General features: G+C 73.6%; 16 protein-coding genes and 1 pseudogene. 8 read left to right on the top strand and 9 right to left on the bottom strand.

Annotated elements, in window-relative coordinates:
- Positions 1-70: 70 nt before the first annotated feature.
- The gene (locus tag NYF13_RS20770) at positions 71-1081 is read left to right on the top strand and encodes a GNAT family N-acetyltransferase (RefSeq protein ID WP_315658961.1); all 1011 of its coding nucleotides are present in this window, start codon (positions 71-73) and stop codon (positions 1079-1081) included.
- Between the two features lie 490 nt (positions 1082-1571).
- Here NYF13_RS20770 and NYF13_RS20765 read toward each other — a convergent pair.
- The 3 genes and pseudogenes from NYF13_RS20765 to NYF13_RS20755 form a co-directional block, all read right to left on the bottom strand.
- A pseudogene (locus NYF13_RS20765) lies at positions 1572-3071 on the bottom strand (beta-N-acetylglucosaminidase domain-containing protein); the annotation flags it as partial.
- Between the two features lie 17 nt (positions 3072-3088).
- Positions 3089-4954: an alpha-L-fucosidase gene (locus tag NYF13_RS20760; RefSeq protein WP_315658958.1), complete on the bottom strand. Its 1866-nt coding sequence runs from the start codon at positions 4952-4954 to the stop codon at positions 3089-3091.
- Between the two features lie 205 nt (positions 4955-5159).
- Entirely contained in the window at positions 5160-6215 is a 1056-nt protein-coding gene (locus NYF13_RS20755) for an aldo/keto reductase (protein ID WP_315658956.1), read from the bottom strand.
- 161 nt (positions 6216-6376) lie between these two features.
- Here NYF13_RS20755 and NYF13_RS20750 point away from each other — a divergent pair, with 161 nt between their 5' ends.
- Positions 6377-7258 carry an AraC family transcriptional regulator gene (locus NYF13_RS20750; RefSeq protein WP_315658954.1) on the top strand — a complete coding sequence of 294 codons (882 nt, stop codon included), beginning with the start codon at positions 6377-6379 and terminating at the stop codon, positions 7256-7258.
- Positions 7259-7741: 483 nt separating this feature from the next.
- Here NYF13_RS20750 and NYF13_RS20745 read toward each other — a convergent pair whose 3' ends face one another.
- Positions 7742-8875: an NAD(P)/FAD-dependent oxidoreductase gene (locus tag NYF13_RS20745; RefSeq protein ID WP_315658953.1), complete on the bottom strand. Its 1134-nt coding sequence runs from the start codon at positions 8873-8875 to the stop codon at positions 7742-7744.
- 138 nt (positions 8876-9013) lie between these two features.
- Complete coding sequence (locus NYF13_RS20740; RefSeq protein ID WP_315658951.1) at positions 9014-10798, bottom strand: gamma-glutamyltransferase; 1785 nt, start codon at positions 10796-10798, stop codon at positions 9014-9016.
- Between the two features lie 70 nt (positions 10799-10868).
- On the opposite strand from NYF13_RS20740, the gene NYF13_RS20735 reads away from it, so the two are divergent.
- The 5 genes from NYF13_RS20735 (at position 10869) to NYF13_RS20715 (ending at position 14323) form a co-directional block, all read left to right on the top strand.
- The gene (locus tag NYF13_RS20735; RefSeq protein ID WP_315658949.1) at positions 10869-11762 is read left to right on the top strand and encodes a LysR family transcriptional regulator; all 894 of its coding nucleotides are present in this window, start codon (positions 10869-10871) and stop codon (positions 11760-11762) included.
- A 254-nt stretch (positions 11763-12016) separates the two neighbouring features.
- A complete protein-coding gene (locus NYF13_RS20730) occupies positions 12017-12718 on the top strand; it encodes a trypsin-like serine protease (RefSeq protein ID WP_315658948.1) in 702 nt (233 codons plus the stop codon).
- Positions 12719-12826: 108 nt separating this feature from the next.
- A complete protein-coding gene (locus tag NYF13_RS20725) occupies positions 12827-13216 on the top strand; it encodes a hypothetical protein (protein WP_315658947.1) in 390 nt (129 codons plus the stop codon).
- Positions 13213-13959, top strand: a complete 747-nt coding sequence (locus tag NYF13_RS20720) for an SDR family NAD(P)-dependent oxidoreductase (protein ID WP_315658946.1) — start codon at positions 13213-13215, stop codon at positions 13957-13959. Before NYF13_RS20725 ends, NYF13_RS20720 begins: the two co-directional genes overlap by 4 nt.
- Positions 13960-14011: 52 nt before the next feature.
- Positions 14012-14323: a PASTA domain-containing protein gene (locus tag NYF13_RS20715; protein WP_315658945.1), complete on the top strand. Its 312-nt coding sequence runs from the start codon at positions 14012-14014 to the stop codon at positions 14321-14323.
- A gap of 439 nt (positions 14324-14762) precedes the next feature.
- Here the strand turns inward: NYF13_RS20715 and argG are convergent, their stop codons facing one another.
- Positions 14763-16214, bottom strand: a complete 1452-nt coding sequence (argG, locus tag NYF13_RS20710) for an argininosuccinate synthase (protein WP_315658943.1) — start codon at positions 16212-16214, stop codon at positions 14763-14765.
- Between the two features lie 59 nt (positions 16215-16273).
- Positions 16274-17005: an SDR family NAD(P)-dependent oxidoreductase gene (locus NYF13_RS20705; RefSeq protein WP_315658941.1), complete on the bottom strand. Its 732-nt coding sequence runs from the start codon at positions 17003-17005 to the stop codon at positions 16274-16276.
- Between the two features lie 160 nt (positions 17006-17165).
- Here NYF13_RS20705 and NYF13_RS20700 point away from each other — a divergent pair, with 160 nt between their 5' ends.
- Positions 17166-18005, top strand: a complete 840-nt coding sequence (locus tag NYF13_RS20700; RefSeq protein ID WP_315658939.1) for a helix-turn-helix transcriptional regulator — start codon at positions 17166-17168, stop codon at positions 18003-18005.
- 143 nt (positions 18006-18148) lie between these two features.
- Here NYF13_RS20700 and NYF13_RS20695 read toward each other — a convergent pair whose 3' ends face one another.
- Both NYF13_RS20695 and NYF13_RS20690 read right to left on the bottom strand, forming a co-directional pair.
- Positions 18149-18934, bottom strand: a complete 786-nt coding sequence (locus tag NYF13_RS20695) for an SDR family oxidoreductase (protein ID WP_315658938.1) — start codon at positions 18932-18934, stop codon at positions 18149-18151.
- Positions 18935-19037: 103 nt separating this feature from the next.
- Positions 19038-19907: an IS5 family transposase gene (locus tag NYF13_RS20690; protein ID WP_315658937.1), complete on the bottom strand. Its 870-nt coding sequence runs from the start codon at positions 19905-19907 to the stop codon at positions 19038-19040.
- Positions 19908-19990: the final 83 nt, after the last annotated feature.

Genomic DNA, 19990 nt, shown 5'->3' with positions numbered 1-19990 from the left:
GCGACCGGCGCCGGGCGTGACCGGGAAAACGGTTGGACGGCCGGGCCGGGCCCTGCCACAGTGACCGGTCATGACCACCACCGATCCGGTGACCGCCGCGGACGTGCGGCTGATGCAGGCCCTGGCCCAGCGCGTCGTCGCCGTCCGGCCCGAACTGGTGAACGCCGACGCCTCGTTCGGCGGGCTGGCCTGGAACTGGGGCCGGGCACGCGCGGCCGAGGGGGCGGCTTGGCGGCGCCGGCTGTGGTTCTCCGGCGGGGAACTGGTGGCCTGGGGCTGGGCCTGGCTCCCGCGCCGGGTGCGGCGCCGGGACGGCACGGTCCAGGACGTCACCGGCGGCTACCTGGCCCACCAGGTCCACCCCGGTCACGCCGCCCTGGTCGACGAGGTGATCGACTGGTTCGACGCCACCACCCCCGGCCTCACGCGCACGGTGCTGCCGAGCGCCGCCGACGAGTCCGGCCTCGCGCGCTGGGCCGCGCACGGCTATGAGCCCGATCTGGCCGAACTCGCCGACGACGGCGGCTGGACCCAGCTCAACCACCGTGACCTCGGCGATCCCAGCGACCACAGCGCCCACAGCGACCGCGGCGACCGCGGTGACCACAGCGACCGCGGCGAACTGGAACGGCCGGTGCTGCCGCCGGGCTTCCGCTTCCGCACCGCGGCCGAGGCCGGTCCGGAGGCCGCGGTCCAGGCCCACGTGGACGCCTGGCCCCGCGGGACCTACTCGCTGCCGGGCTACCTGGGCGTCCGCGAGGCCCCGGGCTACCGCGGCGATCTGCACCTGCTGATCGAAGCCCCGGACGGCACGATGGCCGGTTCGGCCATCATGTGGCTCGACGAGGTCAACCGGACCGCCGAGTTCGAACCGGTGGGCACCCACGTGGCCCACCGCCGGCGGGGGCTGGGCCGGGCGCTGCTGCTGCAGGGCATGCACTCGGCGCGCGCGGCCGGGGCCACCCACATGACGGTCGCGTCCGCCGGCGCGGCCGGGGACCCGGGGGCCCGGGAGCTGTACTACAGCGTCGGGTTCCGGGAGCTGTCGCGCGACGCGCCGATGATCAAGCCCGCGGGGTGACCGCCCGGCGCGGACCTCACCCGGTGGTCATCGCCCGGGCCCGGGCGATGAACGCATCCAGCACCCCGTCGCCCACCAGGGCCTGGTGCACGCCCCAGCGGTTGGCGTTGCCGGTCATGACCGCTTTCGCCCGCGCGGTCCGGGAATCGGCCGAGGCGGTCAGCCGCCGGGCCCTCGCCGCGTCGCCGTGGACCGAGGCCACCAGCGCGTCGAGCTGGTCGCCCATGGCGCCGCCCCACAGCGCGGTGGCGTCCAGCCAGGGCCCGGCCTCCTCGACGAACGCGGGGGTGACCCGGCCGCCGCGGATGACCGGTGCGGAGTCCTCGATCCGCGAAGCGTAGGACCGCAGCGCCCAGGCCGCCCCGTCGCGGTCGCCGGCGTTCCAGCGTGACCAGAACGACGCCACCTTCGCCGCCAGCGCCGGGGCCTGCGGCTGCCACGGGGTGGGGCCGAACGTCGGCGCCAGGTGCTCCAGGTCGGCGAAGACCTCCAGGGCCGCGGTCGCTCGCGGGTCGCCCCCCGCGAGGCGGCCCAGGGCCAGCGGCCACGAGCGGTCCGGCGAGTAGCCCGCGTCGTTCCAGGCGAAGTCCGCGACGCCGAACTCCGCGACCTCGCTGGCCGCCTCCTGGTTCATCGGGTTCGACACGATTCCGTCGAGGTAGCGGGAAAGCCCGGCCTCACGGTGCGCGTACGGGGCGAGCAGCAGCCGCCCGGCGGACTGGCCGTAGTCGTTCACCGGGTAGTTGTCCCAGAGGAACACCTTGCGCCCGTACACAGTGGACACCTGCCGGGCCTGCTCGACGGTGATGCTCGCCGGCACCACGTCGGTCCCGGTCCACTGCACCACCACCGACGGGTCCAGGTGCTCGCGCAGTTCGGTCTTGTACGGCGAGTCCGCGAGATCGCTGTACTCGGTCGGCACGGTCTGCAACGGCCGCGCCCCGGCGTGGGTCCGGACGAACTGCCCGGTCACCGCGTTGAGCAGCGAGACCTGCGCTTTCCCCGCGGCGGCCTGGCCGGGCGCCCCGTAGGCCGCCGCGTCGGCGTCGCAGTTCCACTTCGTGTACGAGATGTCGTCGAAGGGCATCGAGAACGACCGGACGCCGAGGTCGTAGGCGGACTGCAGCTTCGCGATCACCGCGGCCAGGTCTCCGGGCGCGGAGAAGCAGATCGACACCCCGGGCGAGAGCGCGTAGGTGAACTGGACGTGCTGGTCCTGCGCGGCCCGCACCAGCCGGCCGAGCGTGGCCAGCTCGTCGGCCGGGTACGGGTCGCGCCAGCGGTCGCGCAGGTACGCGTCGTCCTTGGCGCTGTAGATGTAGGAGTTCGCCTTGGCTTCACCGAGGAAGCCGATCTGGCGCAGCCGGTCCGCGGTGGTCCACGGCGGTCCGTAGAACCCTTCGATCGCACCGCGCAGCGCCATGCCCGGCCAGTCCCGCACGGCCACGCCGCCGACCGCCCAGCCCCGGCCGGACCGCACGAAGAGCTGGCGCACGGTCTGCACCCCGTAGAACTGCCCGGCCGCGTCCCGGCCGCCGATCACCAGCTCGCCGGGCTTCGGCGAGCGCAGCGCGTACCCCTCGGCCTGGTCCGGCACGCTCAGCGAGCCCAGCGCCGCACCGATGTCCGCGCGGTCCGCGCCACCGAGCCGGACCACCAGCCGGGCCCGCCCGGCCGGCTGCCCGGGGGCGGCGGTGGTGACCGAGCGGACGCCGTGCTGCCGCAGCAGCGTGGTGAGCAGGTCTTGCGCCGAGGGGTCGGTCGCGCGGTCGGTGACCAGCACGGCCGAATCGGGCACCCGCACGTCCGCGGAGGCGCGCGCGAGGTACTGCGGCGTCGGCGCGACCCGGGGCAGCGGGGCCGCGGTTCCAGTGATTTGGGCGGCTTCGGTGATCTGGGCGGCTTCGGCGGTTTCGGGCACGCTGGCGGCCAGCGCCGCGACGGTGGCGCCGGCCAGGACTGCGGCGGCGAGCCGGTGGAGAGCGGACATGAGGGGATCCCTTGCTTTCAGCCCGGCGGGGCGACGGTGCGGTAGAGGGCGAAGGTCGCCAGGTACGGGGTGGCGCGCGACTGGGTGACCAGCACCCGGACCCGGTCGGCGGTCACCGGCGCCGGCAGCGTGACCAGCCGGGTGGAGCCGACGGTGGTCACGGTCGTGACCGTCCGCCAGACCCCGCCGGCCTCGGCCTCGACGGTGGCGCCTTCGATGTGCTGCCCGCGGCCGAGGTCTTCGCCGAGGCGGATCTGGTCGAACGTGACGGGCCGGGACAACGGCAGGTCGAGCGTGCCTTCGCGGGCCCCGTGCGGCGGCGACCACGAGGTGCGCAGCGCGTCGTCGGTCACCGCGTCGACCGCCGGGGACCGCGGGACGCCCGGGCCGGGTTTCGCGAGGTTCACCGCCTGGGTGGCCGCCACCGACGCGCCGAAGGCGGCCAGCGCGGCGCGATCGCCGGGCGGCACGGTCCCGTCCGGTGCGGGCGGCACGTTCAGCAGGAGCGAAGAGTTGCGCCCGACCGTCTGCCGGTAGAGGCTGACCAGCCGCGCGGCGGTTTTCGGCTGTTCGCCCGCGTGGAAGAACCAGCCCGGCCGCAGGGAGACGTCGGACTCCGCGGGCGCCCACTGCAGGTACCGCACGGACGGGTCGGCGAGCACCGCCCGTGAGCCGAGGTCTTCGGCGCTCGCCCCGCCGGGGAACAGCTCCTCGTTGTGGGCGGTGGCCGGGTCCGCGGTGACCGGCAGCGGGCTCCACTCGGTTTCCCGCGCCCGGCCCGACTCGTTGCCGACCCAGCGGACCCCGGCGGGGCCGGCGAAGGTGACCGTGTCCGGGGAGAAAGCGTGGATCATCCGGAACCAGGTGGTGAAGTCGTAGTCCTCGCCGATCCCGTGGTCCCGCCAGGGGTTCGCGCCGTCGAGCCACAGCTCGTCGATCGGCCCGTACTGGGTGAACAACTCGTAGAGCTGGTTGAGGTAGTAGCTGTTGTAGTCGTCTTCGCGGACGCTGAAGCGGGGCAGCCGGCCGGCCGCGAGCGCGGCCGCGCGGTCGTCACCCGGCACCAGGCTCGGGATGGTGCGCGGGGTGACCGCGCTGCCGGAGCCGTAACGGCCCTGCCCGGACGGGGCGAAGGCGCGGTCGTCGTAAGTGGCCTGCTCCTCGATCGACAGCGGCTGCCCGGCGGCGACCTTCGCCCCGATCCGTTCGACCTCCCCGGCGAAGAACGACGCGGGCAGCTCGGCGCCGTCGGCGGGGGAGAGGTAGACGCCGACCTTCAACCCGGCCGCGCGGGCGGAGTCCACGTAGTCGCGCAGGAGGTCGCCGCGCGGATTGGCGCAGCCGGTGGCGCGCACCCGCCAGAACGCCGACGGGTCCTGGGCCCGGGCCTGCTGCGCGGCGCCGCGGGCCGGGTCGTCGCCGGCGCAGCCCTGGACCCACCACGGGCTGGCGATCACCGAGTGGTTGGTGTAGCGGGTCGGGTAGAGCACGAAACCGTCGTGGTGCTTGACGGTCAGCATCACCTGGGTGATGCCGGCCGCCTTCATCGCGCGCATCCACTGGCCGGTGTCGGCCCGGCGCGGCGCGAACGAGGACTCCCGCTCGGCCCCCGAGCCCCACTCCCGGTCGGTGAAGGTGTTCATGCCGAAGTGCGTGAACCCGGTGACCGGCCGCTGCTGCCAGTCCAGCTGCCCGGGCCGGGGCACGACGGCGGCGGCCTTGGCCAGGATCCGGTCCATCCCGTCGCAGGAGCGCACGGCCAGGACGGCGGCCGGGCGGATCGGTCCGGTGCAGCCGGTTCCCGGCGCGGCGGCGGCCGGGCCGGGGACGCCCAGCGCCAGCACCCCCGCGACCAGCAGCGCCCGGTGCGTCGAGATCGGCATCGGCCCTCCCGTGCTCGGTGAACCGTTCGCACCCTAGGTCGGTCAATTATCGGATGTCTAGACCTGAACGGATGAGAGCGGAGCGGCGGGCCCGGTGGCCGGGTGGGGGTTCGATTCCGGTTGGCAGTGAGGGTTTTCCCCGGAGACGCGAGCCTCGACCGGCTGAGGGGAGGCAGGTGCTGTGGCCGAGTGGTCGGACTACTGGTTACCGTCCACTGTGGATGGGGCGGCGGCGCCGGCTGGGCTCGGCCAGCGCGGGGGAGCGGTAGCCGGTGTCGGCCGGGTTCAGGTCGGTACCCGGCGCCACGATCTCGTCGATGCGGTCGAGCACCGCCTCGTCCAGGGTCACTGTGGCCGCGCCGAGCTGGCTTTCCAGGTGGGCCAGGGTACGCGGCCCGATCACGGCCGAGGTGACGGCCGGGTGCCGCAGCACGAAGGCCAGCGCCAGGTGGATCAGCGGCAGCCCGGCCTCCTCGGCCAGCTCGCCCAGCGCGGTGGCGGCGTCGAGCTTGGCCCGGTTGCCCGGCACGGACAGGTCGTAGTGGGCGTGGGTGGCCGGGTGCGGCATCTTCTCGGTGCGGCGGCTGGCCAGTCCGGGCGCCCCGGTGCGCCACCGGCCGGACAGCCAGCCGCCCGTCAGCGGGCTCCAGGCCAGCACGCCCAGCCCGTGCTCGGCGCAGGTGGGCAGCACCTCGTTCTCGATGCCCCGGGTCAGCAGCGAATACGGCGGCTGCTCGCACACGAACCGCTCCCGCCCGCGGCGCTCGGCGGTCCACTGCGCTTGCACGATCGTGGCGGGCGGGAAGGTCGACGAGCCGAGGTAGCGCACCTTGCCCTGGCGCACCAGATCGGTGAGCGCGCCCAGCGTCTCGTCGATCGCGGTGTCCGGGTCGGGCCGGTGGACCTGGTAGAGGTCGAGGTGGTCGGTGCCGAGGCGGCGCAGGCTGTCCTCGCAGGCGCGCAGGATCCAGCGCCGGGAGCTGCCCCGCTCGTTCGGGTCCGCGCCCATCGGCGAGCCGGCCTTGGTGGCCAGCACCACCGAGTCCCGGCGCCCGGCCAGCGCCCGGCCCAGGATCCGCTCGGATTCGCCGTGGGAGTAGACGTCGGCGGTGTCGACGAAGTTGAGGCCGGCGTCGAGGGCGGTGTGCACGATCCGGGTCGCGTCCTCGTGGTCGGGGTTGCCCCAGGCGCCGAACATCATCGTGCCCAGGCACAGGGGGCTGACCTTGACGCCGGTGGTGCCCAGGTTCCGGTGGTCCATCGCGGTGGCCGCTCGCTTCCTTCGGGATTTCGGTCCCCCGATCCCAGCAGCGGCGGGCCCGGACGGGTAGGCCCATCCTGCGGCGGTTTGGCACGATCCTGGCGACCTCACCGCAATCACGCCCCTTGCCGTGACGCTCGGCGCCGTGCTTGGCTCGACGGGTGGACCTCCTCGACGAACTGCGTGACCTGATCACGCGGCACACCGGCCGAGGGACGCTACGCAAGCGGCGGGTCACCCAGGACGCTTCGGTCACCTTCGCCGGCGAACGCACCGAACCGATGGCGGTGATGTCGGAGCCGTCGCTGGCGGTGGTGGCCCAGGGCGTCAAGCGCACGGTGCTCAACGGCACCGCGTACGACTACCGGGCGGGGCAGTACGTCGTCGTCCCGGTCGACCTGCCGGTGATCGGCCAGGCACCGGCGGCCCGCCCGGAGGACCCGCTGGTCGTGTTCAGCCTGACGCTGAGCCCCGCGCTCATCGCCGCCCTGCTGCTGGAAGCCCCCGCCGCCGCGCCCGCCCCCGCGTTCGGCGGCCTGGTGGTCGGCGACGCCCCCACCGAACTGCTGGACCCGGTGGTGCGGCTGCTGCGCGTGGCCGCCCACCCGGACGACCTGCGGGTGCTCGGTCCCGGCCTGGTCCGCGAAATCCACTGGCGTCTGCTCACGGGCGCGCAGTCGGGCCTGGTCCGCCGCATCGGGCTGGCCGACGGTGGCCTCGCGCACGTCGCCCGGGCTATCCGCTGGCTGCGCGAGCACTACGCCGCACCGGTGCGCGTGGCGGACCTGGCCGGCCGGGCGGGGATGAGCACCTCCACGTTCCACCGCCACTTCCGCGCCACCACCTCGATGACGCCGATCCAGTTCCAGAAGCAGATCCGCCTGCAGGAGGCCCGGGCCCGGCTGGCCGCCCGGCCGCGGAGCATGGCGGAGGTGGGGCACCTGGTCGGCTACGACAGCCAGTCGCAGTTCACCCGGGAGTACCGGCGGGCCTTCGGGGTGACCCCGGGCCGCGACGCGGCCCAGCTACGGGACGGGGCCTGAGGACTGGCGTCGCCGCGCCGGGCCCCGTCCCGCCGGATGGAATCGAGGGCGTCTGGTCCTCGCCCGCCTCCCCGGGCCGACCGGCTCGCGGCCCGCAACGGCAACTTCCGGGCAGGTTCCCGCAGCCGCTTCCTGGCAGCAGCATCCCACCGCCCTTTGCGGCGAAGGCTTCCCGGCGGCAGCTTCCTGGCAGCAGCATTCCGAAATCGCTTCCCGGCAAAGGCTTTCCGGCGGCATCGTCATTCCGCCGCCCGTTCCGGCAGAGGGCTTCCCGGAGCCGCTTCCTGGCGGCAGTCTTCCGCTGTCCTTCCCGGCAAAGGCTTTCCGGCAGCTGTTCTCCGAAATCGCTTACCGGCAAAGGCTTCCTGGCCGCAGCCTTCCGAAATGGCTTCCCGGCAGCCCTTCCCGGTGGCAGCTTTCCGAAAACGTGGCCGGCGGGCGACCCGCCGCGGCGATGGACCGGCGCCGGTGGCGGGGCGTCGCTCAGGCGGCCGGTGCGCCCCCGGTCAACATGTCCTTCAGGCTGTGCGGCGTGGTCGCGCCGAACAGGATCTCGTGCAGTTCGGCGCCGTCGGTGGCGGCCGCGGCGCTTCGGGGGAACAGGGCCCGCTCGTACTCGGCCAGCGCGGCCTCCGGGTCGTCCGGGTGCGCGGCCAGCGCCTGGCCGAGTTCGGCGCCGTCGAGCATGGCCAGGTTGGCGCCCTCGCCGTTCGGGGGCGCGAGGTGGGCGGCGTCGCCGAGCAGGGTCACCCCGGCGGTGCGCGGCCAGTGGTGCTCGGCCGGCAGGGTGTAGAGCGGGCGCAGGACCGGGGCGACGTCGGTTTCGGTGATCAGCGCGGTGAGCTCCGGGGCCCAGCCTTCGAACTCCCGCGTGATCCGCGCCACGGCCGCGTCGGTGTCGGTGAAGTCGGTCTCGGCGAACCAGTCCAGCGGCCGGGCGAGCGCGACGTAGACGTGCAGGGTGTCGCCCCGCTCGCGGTGGGCCATGATCCCGCCGCCGGGGGTGAGGGCGAGCAGCGCCCCGCCGCCGACCGCCTTCGACGCGCCGGGGTGGCGGGTGTCGGACTCGTACAGGTAGTTCTCGACGTAGGACATGCCGCTGTACTCCGGCTTGTGGTCCGACAGCAGCGGCCGCACGCGGGACCAGGCGCCGTCCGCCCCGACGAGCAGGCTCGTGACCGCGGTGGTGCCGTCGGTGAAGGTCACCTCGTGGCGGCCCTCGCCGAGGGCGCGCACCTCGCGGACCTTGTGGCCCCACTGGACGGTGCCCTCGGGCAGCGAGCCGAGCAGCACCTCCCGCAGCTCGCCGCGCTGCACCTCGGGGCGGCCCCCGGAGTCGTCGTCGGGTTGGTCGAGCAGGACGGTGCCGTGCCGGTCGAGCAGCCGCGTCGCCTGGCGGCCTTCGAGGATCAGGCTGCGGAATTCCGCGCTCAGCCCGGCCGCGGCGAGGGCGGGCTGGCCGGTGTCCTCGTGGATGTCGAGCATGCCGCCCTGCGAGCGGGCCTTCGGCGAGGGCTCGGCCTCGTGGACGGTGACCGGGAAACCGTGGACGTGCAGGACGCGGGCCAGGACGAGGCCGCCGAGTCCGGCGCCGATGATCGTGACGGGGGTTTTCATGATGGGCTCCTCAAGCTTGCTGGAATGTCGTTCCAGTACATCGTGGAACAACGTTCCAGTATTGTCAAGCCGAAGTATCGGGACCCGCACGATTCCCTTCCGTGGTGTACCTCGCCCGGCGGTGAACGGGACGCGCGCTCACCGCCCGGCGGCGTACCCCTGCATTCCCCGGGAGTTCGCCGCGGCGGACAGGACCCCGCTGCCCGGGTCGCGCGCGACGGCGCACAACCGGCCCTCGGACCAGGGCCCGGCCACGGTGACCAGGTGCCCGCGGCGTTCCAGCGCGGTGATCGCAGCGGCGCCGATCCGGGATTCCACGGTCACCCCGCCGGGGGACATCGCGCGCGGGTAGAACGAGCTCGGGAAGCTGTCGGTGTGCCAGTTCGGCGCGTCGATCGCGCCCTGCAGGTCGAGTCCGCCGCGCACCGGCCCGCGCAGCGCGACGGCGAGCAGGAAGTGCAGGCTCCACTGGTCCTGCTGATCGCCGCCCGGGGTGCCGAAGGCCAGGACCGGGACGCCGTCGCGCAGGGCCAGCGAGGGGGAGAGCGTGGTCCGGGGGCGCTGGCCCGGGGCCAGCGAGTTCGGCAGGCCCGGGTCGAGCCAGGCCATCTGCAGCCGGGTGCCGAGCGGGAAGCCGAGGCCGGGGATCACCGGGTTGGACTGCAGCCAGCCCCCGCTGGGGGTGGCCGAGATCAGGTTGCCCCACCGGTCGACGACGTCGACGTGGCAGGTGTCGCCACGGGTCGCGCCGTCCTCGGCGACGGTCGGCTCGCCCGCGCCCGCCGGCGCGGCCACCGAGCCGCCCGCCCGTCCGGACCCCACGGCCCGCGCCAGCCGCGGCTCGCGGCCATCGGGCCGTCCCGGGCGCAGCTCGTGCGAAGCCTGCTCACCGATCAGCCCGCGGCGGGTTTCGCTGTACTGCGGGGAAAGCAGGGTTTCCAGGGGCACGTCCGCGCGGTCGCCGTACCAGGCTTCACGGTCGGCCATCGCGAGCTTCGTGCCCTCGATGAGCGTGTGGTAGTAGTCCGGTGTGGCGTAGTCCAGTTCGCCGGGCAGCAGGGCGAGCTGCTGCAGGAACACCGGGCCTTGGCTCCACGGCCCGGGTTTCGCGATGGTCCACCCGTTCCAGGTGTGGGTGACCGGGTCTTCGTAGGTCGCTTCGAAGGTGGCCAGGTCCTGGCCGGTGAGGGTGCCGGCGTGCCGCTCGCCGGAGGTGTCCATCGCCGGTTTCGCGGCGAATCCGGCGATCGCCTCGCCGATGAACCCCTCGCGCCAGATCCGGCGCGCCGCGTCGATCTGCGTCTCGCGGCCCGGGCCCGCCGCCTCGGCTTCGGTGAGCAGCCGCTGCCAGGTGCCGGCGAGCGCGGGGTTCTTCAGCAGCGCGCCGGCCGCGGGCGCCTTGCCGTCTCGCAGGTAGAGCTCGGCCGAGGTGGTCCACTCGGTCTCGAACAGCTCGCGCACGGCCTCGACCGTGGCGCCGACGCGCTCGACCGCCGGATGCCCGTTCGCGGCGTAGCCGATCGCGTGGCCGAGCACCGCGCGCAGGGATCGGGTGCCGTGGTCGCGCAGCAGGAGCAGCCAGGCGTCGAACGCGCCCGGGACCGGAGCGGCCAGCGGGCCGGTGCCGGGGACGAGGTCCAGCCCGAGCCCGGTGTAGTGCTCGATGGTCGCCCCGGCGGGCGCGGGCCCCTGCCCGCACAGGACCCGGGGCGTCCCTCCGGCGGGGGCGATGATCATCGGCACGTCGCCGCCGGGCCCGTTGAGGTGCGGCTCGACCACGTGCAGCACGAACGCGGCGGCGGTCGCGGCGTCGTAGGCGTTGCCGCCGTCCTCGAGCACGGCCATCGCGGAGGCCGAGGCGAGCCAGTGGGTGGAGGAGACCATGCCGAAGGTGCCCTGCAGGGTGGGGCGCGTCGTGACCATCCCTGCATCGTCGCGCGCGCGGCGGCGCGCGTCCAAGACATCCGGGACACCGTTCCGATAGCTTCACGCTATGGAACGGCGCCAGCTGGAGTACTTCGTCGCCATCGTCGAGCACGGCGGGTTCACCCACGCGGCGAAGGCGTTGCGGGTGGCGCAACCTTCGCTGTCGCGCGCGATCGCCAACCTGGAGCACGAGCTGGACGTCGAGCTGTTCCACCGGGTCGGCCGCACCGCGGTGCTCTCCAGCGCCGGTGAGCTGCTGGCCGACCACGCCCGCCTGGTCCTGCGCGACCTCGACGCCCTGCGCGCCGCGGCCCGCGCGGTCGGCGACGGACTGGTCGGCCGCGTCGATGTCGCCGCCACCTCGTCCTCGGCCCTGGAACCGGTGGTCGGCATCATCGCCGAGCTGGGGGAGCGCCACCCCGGCGTGCTGGTGAGCACCTCTTCGGCGCTTTCGGCGGCGGAGGTGGTGGCGATGGTGCTGCAGGGCCGCTGCGAGGTCGGGGTGTGCGGGAGCGTGGAGCGTCCTTCGGGGCGGGGGCTGGTGGCCCATCACCTGCGGGACGAGGAGTTCCTGCTGGTGACCCCGCCCGGGACCCGGGTCGGCCGGACCGCCGATGGTGGCGGCACCGTTGAAGGGGCGGACCTCAGGGAGCTGCGTTTCGTGGTGAGCAAACCGGCCACCGCGGTGCGCGCGTTGTTCGACCGGCTGTCCGCGAGCGTCGGCGGACTGGCCATCGCGGCCGAGGTGGGGGACCGGAGCGTGATCCTGCCGATGGTGCTGCGCGGCATCGGCGCCGGACTGATGCCCGACGGCTGGGCGGACCTGGCCCGCCGCTCCGGCGCCGAAGTCCACCGCTTCAGCCCGCCGGAACGGCTGCCCCAGTGGCTCGTGCACCGCTCCGGCCCGATCACCGCGGCCACCCGGGCCTTCCTGGACACCACCCTCACCCGCCCGGCCTGACCGGCCGCCCGGCCCGGTCCCGGCGGGGCGTCTCACCACTGTGGACACCCGGCGCGGACCTGCGGCGCGCACGTACCGCCGTTCGGCCGAATCCCCCGGCGCACCAGGGGCCGGCGGCCTACGACGAAAGTCGCGTTCTTCCTTTACCGACCATCGTCGGGTACCGGGTAATCACCCACTGCCGCGACAGTGAGCGCGTCCTTCACCGTCCCCGTCACCGCGAGGCCCGCCCCGCGGTTGGAGGTAGATCCCCAGTGCGCAAAGCCCGTGTCGCCGCGGTTCTGTCCGGAGTGGTCCTTTCGTCGCTGGCCGCGGCGGGGACCTCGGTCGCCGCCGAACCGTTCATCATCGACGGCGGGAACGCCGACTCACTGCACGGCGCCGCCCGGATGTTCGCCGGCGGGCAGGAGCTGTGCTCGGCCACGATCATCGCGCCGGACTGGATCCTCACCGCGCGCCACTGCACGCAGGGCGCCGACGGCCAGCAGATCAGCTTCCACGTCGGCAGCCTCGACCAGACCCAGGGCACCACGGTGAACGCGACCGAGGTGCACGAATCGTCCGACGCGGACATCTCGCTGGTCAAGATCGACCAGCAGGTGCAGGCCGACTACGCGCCGCTGGGCAGCGTGGGCGACGTCAACGTCGGCGACGAGGCCCAGGTCTACGGCTGGGGCGCGACCTGCACGGACCGGCCGGAGATCGAGTGCCAGTCGCAGCAGCTGAAGGTGGCGAAGGTGTCGGTCACCTCCATCGACTGCCCGGACGGCGCGGCGGGCACCTCCGTCTGCGCGAACCGCGGCGACGGCATCACCGCCGGCGGTGACTCGGGCGGGCCCATGTACGCCAACGGAAAGCAGGTCGGCGTCGCGTCCACGAGCGACCGCCAGTCCTACACCGCCTACATCAACGTCACCCTCTACCGCGACTGGATCTCCTCGGTCGCGGGGGTCTGAGCCACCCGGCGCCGGTGTCCCAAACCGGGCACCGGCGCCGGCCGGTCGTTCGGTCGGACCCCTGGGCTACGGTCGGGCGGAACACCGGATCCGATCTCGAGGAGAGCCTTGGCCGAGCCCGCCGCCCCGTTGCGAGTGCTGTTCTGCATCGGGGTCAACCAGAACTTCTTCGACCTGCCCGCCGGCGGCACCGGTGCGGTGTGGCAGTCCTTCTCCGCGATGCTGGGCGAGCTCGCCGCGCTCGACGGGGTCACCGTGCTCGGCACGATCGACGACGACCAGCACATGGTCGGCCCGTCGGCGGCCTGGCCGTGGACCTGCTACGTGCTGGCCGACGTCGCCGGCCAGCCGACCGTGGCCGAGGCCTGCAACCTGCTGCGCACCACCCCGGTCGGTGAGCACGCGCTCTGGCGCTACCTGCGGATCGAGGCGCGGATGGGCCGTGAGCTGACCATCCCGGCGGCGGTGGGGCGGCCGGGCGCGGCGGGCGACCGGTGACGGAGGGGCGCGTCGCGGTCGTCACGGGCGCCGCGCGGGGTCTCGGCCGCGTGATCGCCGGGCGGCTGCACGAGCAGGGCTACCGCGTGGTGCTGACCGACCGGGCCGAGGAGGCCGTGCGCCGAGCCGCGGCGGAGCTCGACCCGGACGGCGAAACCGCCTTCGCCCTTGCGCTCGACGTCCGGGACAAGGCGGCGTTCGAACGCGCCCGGGACGAGACGGATCGCCGCTGGGGCCGGATCGACGTGCTGGTCAACAACGCCGGGATGTCCACAGTGGAGCCACTGATGGAGATCGGCCCGGAGCGCTTCTCCGCCGTGGTGTCGGCCAACCTGGACGGCGCGTTCCTCGGCAGCCAGGTCTTCGGCGCGTACTTCGCCGAGCGGGGCGCCGGGCGCATCGTCAACCTGGCTTCGCTGGCCGGGCAGAACGGCGGCACCGCCACCGGTGGGCACTACGCCGCGGCCAAGGGCGGCGTGGTCACGCTGACCAAGGTGTTCGCGCGCGAGCTGGCGGGGCGCGGGGTGACGGTGAACGCGGTGTCGCCCGGCCCGCTCGACCTGCCGGTGGTGCACGAGTCCGTGGCCCCGGACCGGCTGGCCGAGATCCAGCGCTCGATCCCGGTCGGCACCCTGGGTTCGCCCGTGTTCGTGGCCGACGTGGTGGCGCTGCTCGCGGCCGAGCACGCGGGCTTCGTGACCGGTGCCTGCTGGGACGTCAACGGCGGTCTGTACCCGCGCTGAGGTCTTCTGTCCGGCGGCTCGGCGGCGTAGGCTGGCCGGCGGGTGAGCAGGGTTGACTGATGCGCGCGGACCGGACGAGCCGGTGGTGGTACCCGATTTCCGGGGCCGCCAGGCCCTGGCGGCGTGGCTTTCCGGCCACGAAGCGGGCCTGCTGGTGCAGGGCCCGGACCCCGACAGCCCCCACGCGGTGACCAATGGCGTGGTGGTCGCGCAACTGCCCGCCCCGGGCGCCCGGCTTTCGCGGTGGGACCCGGTCACGGTCTGGCTGGCCGACGCCGGCGACCCGGCCGGGGTACGCGAGCCTCGGCGGCCCCTCCCGGACCGGCTGGAACCCACCGCGGCCCGCCGCCCGGAACCGGACTGATCGAACTGCTTTCGCGGCGGCGCAAGGACTTTCGCCTCCGGTAGCCGGTCCGGGTAACGGAAGATCGCGGGCCCCCGACCCGGTTCCGGTTCGAACCGCTCGGTCAGGCCCGGACCACCTGCCGGGCCGAATCGGCCACCGAGGGCCGGATTTGCCGCCGCCCCGGCACATTTCGGTTCGAGCCACCCCGGAGCCGCCGCTACCGGGAGTAAACACCGCCGGGAGTGAACACCTTCCGGGAGTGAGCACCACCCGGCGGCACCACCGATTCCTGAAGCGACCACCCCCGGCGACCGAGCAATTCTCCGAGGAGCGATCAGCCCCCGAGGAGCATCCACAGGCCCAGGGCCGTAAGCCCCGGGGAGCATCCATCCCCCGGATAAAGCGATGTCCGCACACCGGGCTGTACCGGCGTGCGGACATCGTCTCCGGGGGTGGCTCAGTCGGTGCCGGATTCCATGGCCGCGTGGTCGAGCAGCTCGTCGCCGCCGGTGGCGCGGCCGCGGGAGGCGATGGCTTCCGCGCCGCCCTCGGGCATCGCGCCGATGAGGCCGGTCGAGGCGGCCTGGGCGGCGCCGATCAGGGCCGGGTGGGAGTTGCCGCCGACCATGCCGAGGCCGGCGTACTGCTCCAGCTTGGCGCGGGAGTCGGCGATGTCGAGGTTGCGCATGGTGAGCTGGCCGATCCGGTCCAGCGGGCCGAACGCCGAGTCTTCGGTGCGCTCCATCGACAGCTTGTCCGGGTGGTAGCTGAACGCCGGGCCGGCCGTGTCCAGGATCGAGTAGTCCTCGCCGCGGCGCAGCCGGAGCGTGACCTCGCCGGTGATCGCGGTGCCGACCCAGCGCTGCAGGGACTCGCGCAGCATCATCGCCTGCGGGTCCAGCCAGCGGCCCTCGTACATCAGGCGGCCGAGGCGGCGGCCCTCGTTGTGGTAGGCGGCCACGGTGTCCTCGTTGTGCACCGCGTTGACCAGCCGCTCGTACGCCGCGTGCAGCAGCGCCATGCCCGGCGCCTCGTAGATGCCGCGGCTCTTCGCCTCGATGATGCGGTTCTCGATCTGGTCGGACATGCCCAGCCCGTGCCGCCCGCCGATCGCGTTGGCCGCCAGCACCAGGTCGACCGCGGTGGCGAACTTCTCGCCGTTGATGGTCACCGGGCGGCCCAGCTCGAAGCCGATGGTGACGTCCTCGGGGGCGATCTCGACGTCGGCGTCCCAGAACCGCACGCCCATGATCGGGTCGACGATCTCGATGCCGGTGCCGAGGCGCTCCAGCGACTTGGCCTCGTGCGTCGCGCCCCAGATGTTCGCGTCGGTGGAGTAGGCCTTCTCCGTGCTGTCGCGGTAGGGCAGGTCGTGTGCGACCAGCCACTCGGACATCTCCTTGCGCCCGCCCAGCTCGGTGACGAAGGCGGCGTCCAGCCACGGCTTGTAGATCCGCAGCGACGGGTTCGCCAGCAGCCCGTAGCGGTAGAACCGCTCGATGTCGTTGCCCTTGTAGGTGGACCCGTCGCCCCAGATCTGGACGTCGTCCTCCAGCATCGCGCGCACCAGCAGCGTGCCGGTGACCGCGCGGCCGAGCGGGGTGGTGTTGAAGTACGCGCGGCCACCGGAGCGGATGTGGAACGCGCCGCAGGTCAGGGCCGCGAGACCCTCCTCGACCAGGGCCTCGCGGCAGTCGACCAGCCGCGCGACCTCCGCGCCGTAGGCGTGGGCGCGCCCGGGCACCGACGCGATGTCGGGCTCGTCGTACTGGCCGATGTCCGCGGTGTAGGTGCAGGGCACCGCGCCTTTGTCGCGCATCCACGCGACCGCGACCGAGGTGTCGAGACCACCGGAGAAGGCGATGCCGACGCGGTCGCCGACAGGGAGGGAAGTGAGCATCTTGGACACGCGAATGATTATGCACGCCGATGTATCATCGTGCAAACCGGGGTCTGGTCCCGGCCGGCTCAGTCCCGTCCGGGCAGCATCGACAACGCCTGGGCCCGCTGGGCGACCAGCTCGCGGTAGGTGCCGTCGCGCTCGGCCCAGCGGTGCGTCCGGACCCGCTCGACCAGCACTTCGTCCGGGGTCGGCTCCGCCGACAGCAGTCGCAGCGCTTCGGCCACGTAGTCCGCCACCGGCAGCGCCTGCGGGTTGACCCGCTCCTGCCCCGCGGTGGCCACGGCCGGGGGCACGAGCTCGACCACGTCGACCCCGGTGCCCTCGAGCTGCACGCGCAGGGCCTCGGAATAGGCGTGGACCGCGGCCTTGGAGGCGGCGTAGGTGGGCATCGGCGGGAAGGGCAGGAAGGCGATGCCCGAGGTCACGGTGATGAACGTCCCGGCGCCGCGCCCGATCAGGTGCGGGGTGAAGGCGTCGAGCACCCGGATCGTGCCGGTGAGGTTGACGTCGATGGTCCGCCGCGCCGCCTCGAAGTGCCCGGGGTCGCGCAGGTCCTCCGGCAGCATGACCCCGGCCATCGTGACCACGGTGTCGAGCTGCGGGAACCGGGCGAGCACGGCGTCGCGGGCCCGGGCGATCGAAGCGGGGTCGGTGACGTCGATGGTGAAGTCCGGCTCGTCCGCGCTGCGCCCGCCGACGGCCACGGTGCTGCCGGCCGCGGTGAGCCGGCGGGCCAGCTCCCGGCCGATGCCGGACGTGCCGCCGACGAGGAAAACGGTGCGGTGCGACAGATCCACGGGAAGCTCCTTCGGTCCACGGCGCGGTGCCGGACGGATCCCCTCGACCGGGGCGGGCGAGACCAGTCTTCGCGGAATCCCCGGCCGTTCACCGGACCCCGGTCTTCCTGGTCCCCGCAGGACCCCCGGTCCGGGCCGGTCCACCGGCTACCGTGGCGGGATGGACGACGAGGGGATCGGGACCCGGCTCGGCCGCTACCTGCGGGCCCGGCGCGACCTGGTCACGCCGCAGCAGGCGGGGATCGCGCCCGGCGCGCGCCGCCGTGTCCCCGGGCTGCGCCGCGAGGAAGTGGCGCTGCTGGCCGGGATCAGCCCCGACTACTACCTGCGCCTGGAGCGGGGCCGCGACACCAACCCCTCGGCCCAGGTGCTGGACTCCCTGGCCCGGGTGCTGCAACTCGACGACGTGGAGCGCACCTACCTGCTCGGGCTCACCGCCGCGCGGCCCCGGCCGGCGCGGCGCAAGCGGCTGGAGCAGGTACCGGCTCGCGCCCACCAGCTCCTCGCGCAGCTCACCATGCCCGCGTTCGTGGAGGGGCGCGCGTTCGACGTGCTGGCCGCCAACCCGATGGCGGTCGCGTTCTCCCCGCGGCTGCGGCCCGGCCACAACCGGCTCCGCTCGTTCTTCCTCGACCCGGAGGAGCAGGCGTTCCAGCCGGACTGGGAGCGCGCCGCCGCGGGGTTCGTCGCCGCGCTGCGCACCGCGATCGGGAACGACACCGGCCATCCCCGGTTCGTCGAGCTGGTCGGGGAGCTGGCCCTGGCCAGCCGGCGCTTCCGCACGCTCTGGGCCCGCCACGACATCCGCGCGCTGGAGGGCGGCACGACCACCGTGCACCACCCCGTGGTCGGCGAACTGCGCCTGCACCGCGAAAAACTGCCGCTCGAAGACGTGATCCTGGTGCTCTACTACCCCGACACCGGTAGCGACAGCCAGGAAAAGCTCGGACTGCTCTCCGCGCTGGCCGCACCGGCCGTCCCCGGCCCGGTCACCCGCTGACCGGCCCCGGCCCTTCGGTGAGCCCGCGGTCCGCACCGGCTGCGGGTGGTGGGGGCTTCGGCGTGGCCGAGACGGTCCGGCCCCGGGCCGAGGTCCTGGGCGGTCTTGGTCGGCAGGGGTTCTTCCGGACGGCGCGGCGGGGGTCAGCTCCGCAGGTGGGAGGCCCCGTTGAGATCCAGGATCGCGCCGGAGGCCCAGACGGCCGGGGCCGAAGCCAGGTACCGCACGGCGTCCGCGACCTCCTCCGGGGTGCCGACGCGGCCGAACGGGCTCTGTGCCTCGATCGCCGCACCGTCTTCGGCCAGTTTCGCGGCCTGCCGCCCGGTGGCCACGAAGCCGGGCGCGACCGAGGTCACCGCGATCCCGTGCGGCGCGAGCGCGATGGCCATCGACTGCCCGAAGCTCTGCAGCGCGGCCTTCGTGGTGCCGTAGGCGGGGAAGTCGGGCTCACCCCGGAACGCCCCGCGCGAGCCGACGTTGACGATGCGGCCCCCGGCTCCGCGGTCGATCAGGTGCTGGGCCACCAGGTGGGTCAGGTCGACCGCGCCGAGCAGGTTGACCTCGACCATCCGCCGCCAGACCCGCCGCCAGTCCGCGTGCGGGGTCGTGGCCGGGCGGTGCTCGTTGCCCGCGGACGGCGCGACGGCGGCGTTGTTGACCAGCACGTCGATCCCGCCGAGCGCGGCCACGGTCTCGCCGACGATGCGCTCGGCGGCCCCGGGCTCGCCGAGGTCGCCCTGGACCAGCGCGTGCCCGCTGCCGGGCAGCAGCGAAAGCGTTTCTTCGGCGCCGGCCCGGCCGGCGGCGTAGTGCACCGCCACCCGATCGCCCTGCCCGGCGAACGCGACCGCCGTGGCGCGCCCGATTCCGCGGGAAGCACCCGTGATCAGGACCCGCCTCGGCCCGTGGGGGGCGGCTGGAGTGGGCATCGGGCGGCTCCTCGGTCCGGGCGGTTCCCCGATCGTGCCGGAGGGGATGTCCGAATGTCAACATTGCCCGGGGCTGGTGGCCATCTGGGGAGTGGGCGGCTCATCACCGTTTAGGAGCTGTCTTGTAAGTCATCGGAGCCAGAGCACGATGGCAGCGATGGTCGGTTCGGCGTGGTAGTAGGCGGCGCGTTTGGCGTCGCGGGTTGGCTAGGTCACGGAACTGGTTGAGCCGGTTGAAGCAGCGTTCAACGACATTGCGCTGCTTGGAGACCTCAGCATCGAACGCGGGCGGCCGTCCGCCGCGGGAGCCTTTGGCGGCGCGGCGGCCGATCTGATCGGCCCGTTCCGGGCTGACGAAAGCGATCCGCCGGTCGCGCATCGCCCGCCGGGCCGAAGGATGCGAATACGCCTTGTCCGCGATCACCGTCTCCGGTCGGCAACACGGACGCCCGGGCCCGAGGCGGGCGACGCTGATGCCATCCAGCAGCGGCAGCAGGTGCGGGTTGTCCCCGGCTTGGCCTGGGGTAAGCAGGATCCGTACCGGCAGGCCTCGCCCTTCGACGGCACGATGGATCTTGGTGCTCAGCCCGCCGCGGGAACGTCCGAGTCCTTCTCCGTCGCAGGCAAGGGCGTCGATCCCGTCGCTGCATCCCCTTTTTTCCGGGCGCCGGCCGAGTGCTGGTGGGCCCGGACCACGCTCGAGTCCACCGAGATGATCCACTCGAGGTCGCCGACGGCGTCGTCTTTGACGATCACCCGGTCGGAGGATCCGCTCCCCGGTGCCGTCCTTGGTCCACAACCGCAGCCGTTCATGCGCAGTTTTCCAGGGACCGTAGCGGCCGGGCAGGTCCCGCCACGGGGCACCGGTGCGCAGCTTCCACAGGATCGCATTGATCACTTGCCGGTGATCGCGCCACCGCCGCCCACCGCCTTGCTGCGGTGGCAACAGCGGCTCGATCACCGCCCACGTCATGTCCGTCAACTCACCGTGACCAACCACCGGGCATAACCATCAGAAGTCCAGCTCAACCACTTGCAGGACACCCCCTAGGCGCG

Origin of the sequence: Amycolatopsis sp. PS_44_ISF1 (assembly GCF_032335455.1) — a bacterium.
Classification (GTDB): domain Bacteria; phylum Actinomycetota; class Actinomycetes; order Mycobacteriales; family Pseudonocardiaceae; genus Amycolatopsis.
Note: the sequence above shows the minus strand (reverse complement) of the source record. Positions and strands in the feature narration are given on the sequence as shown.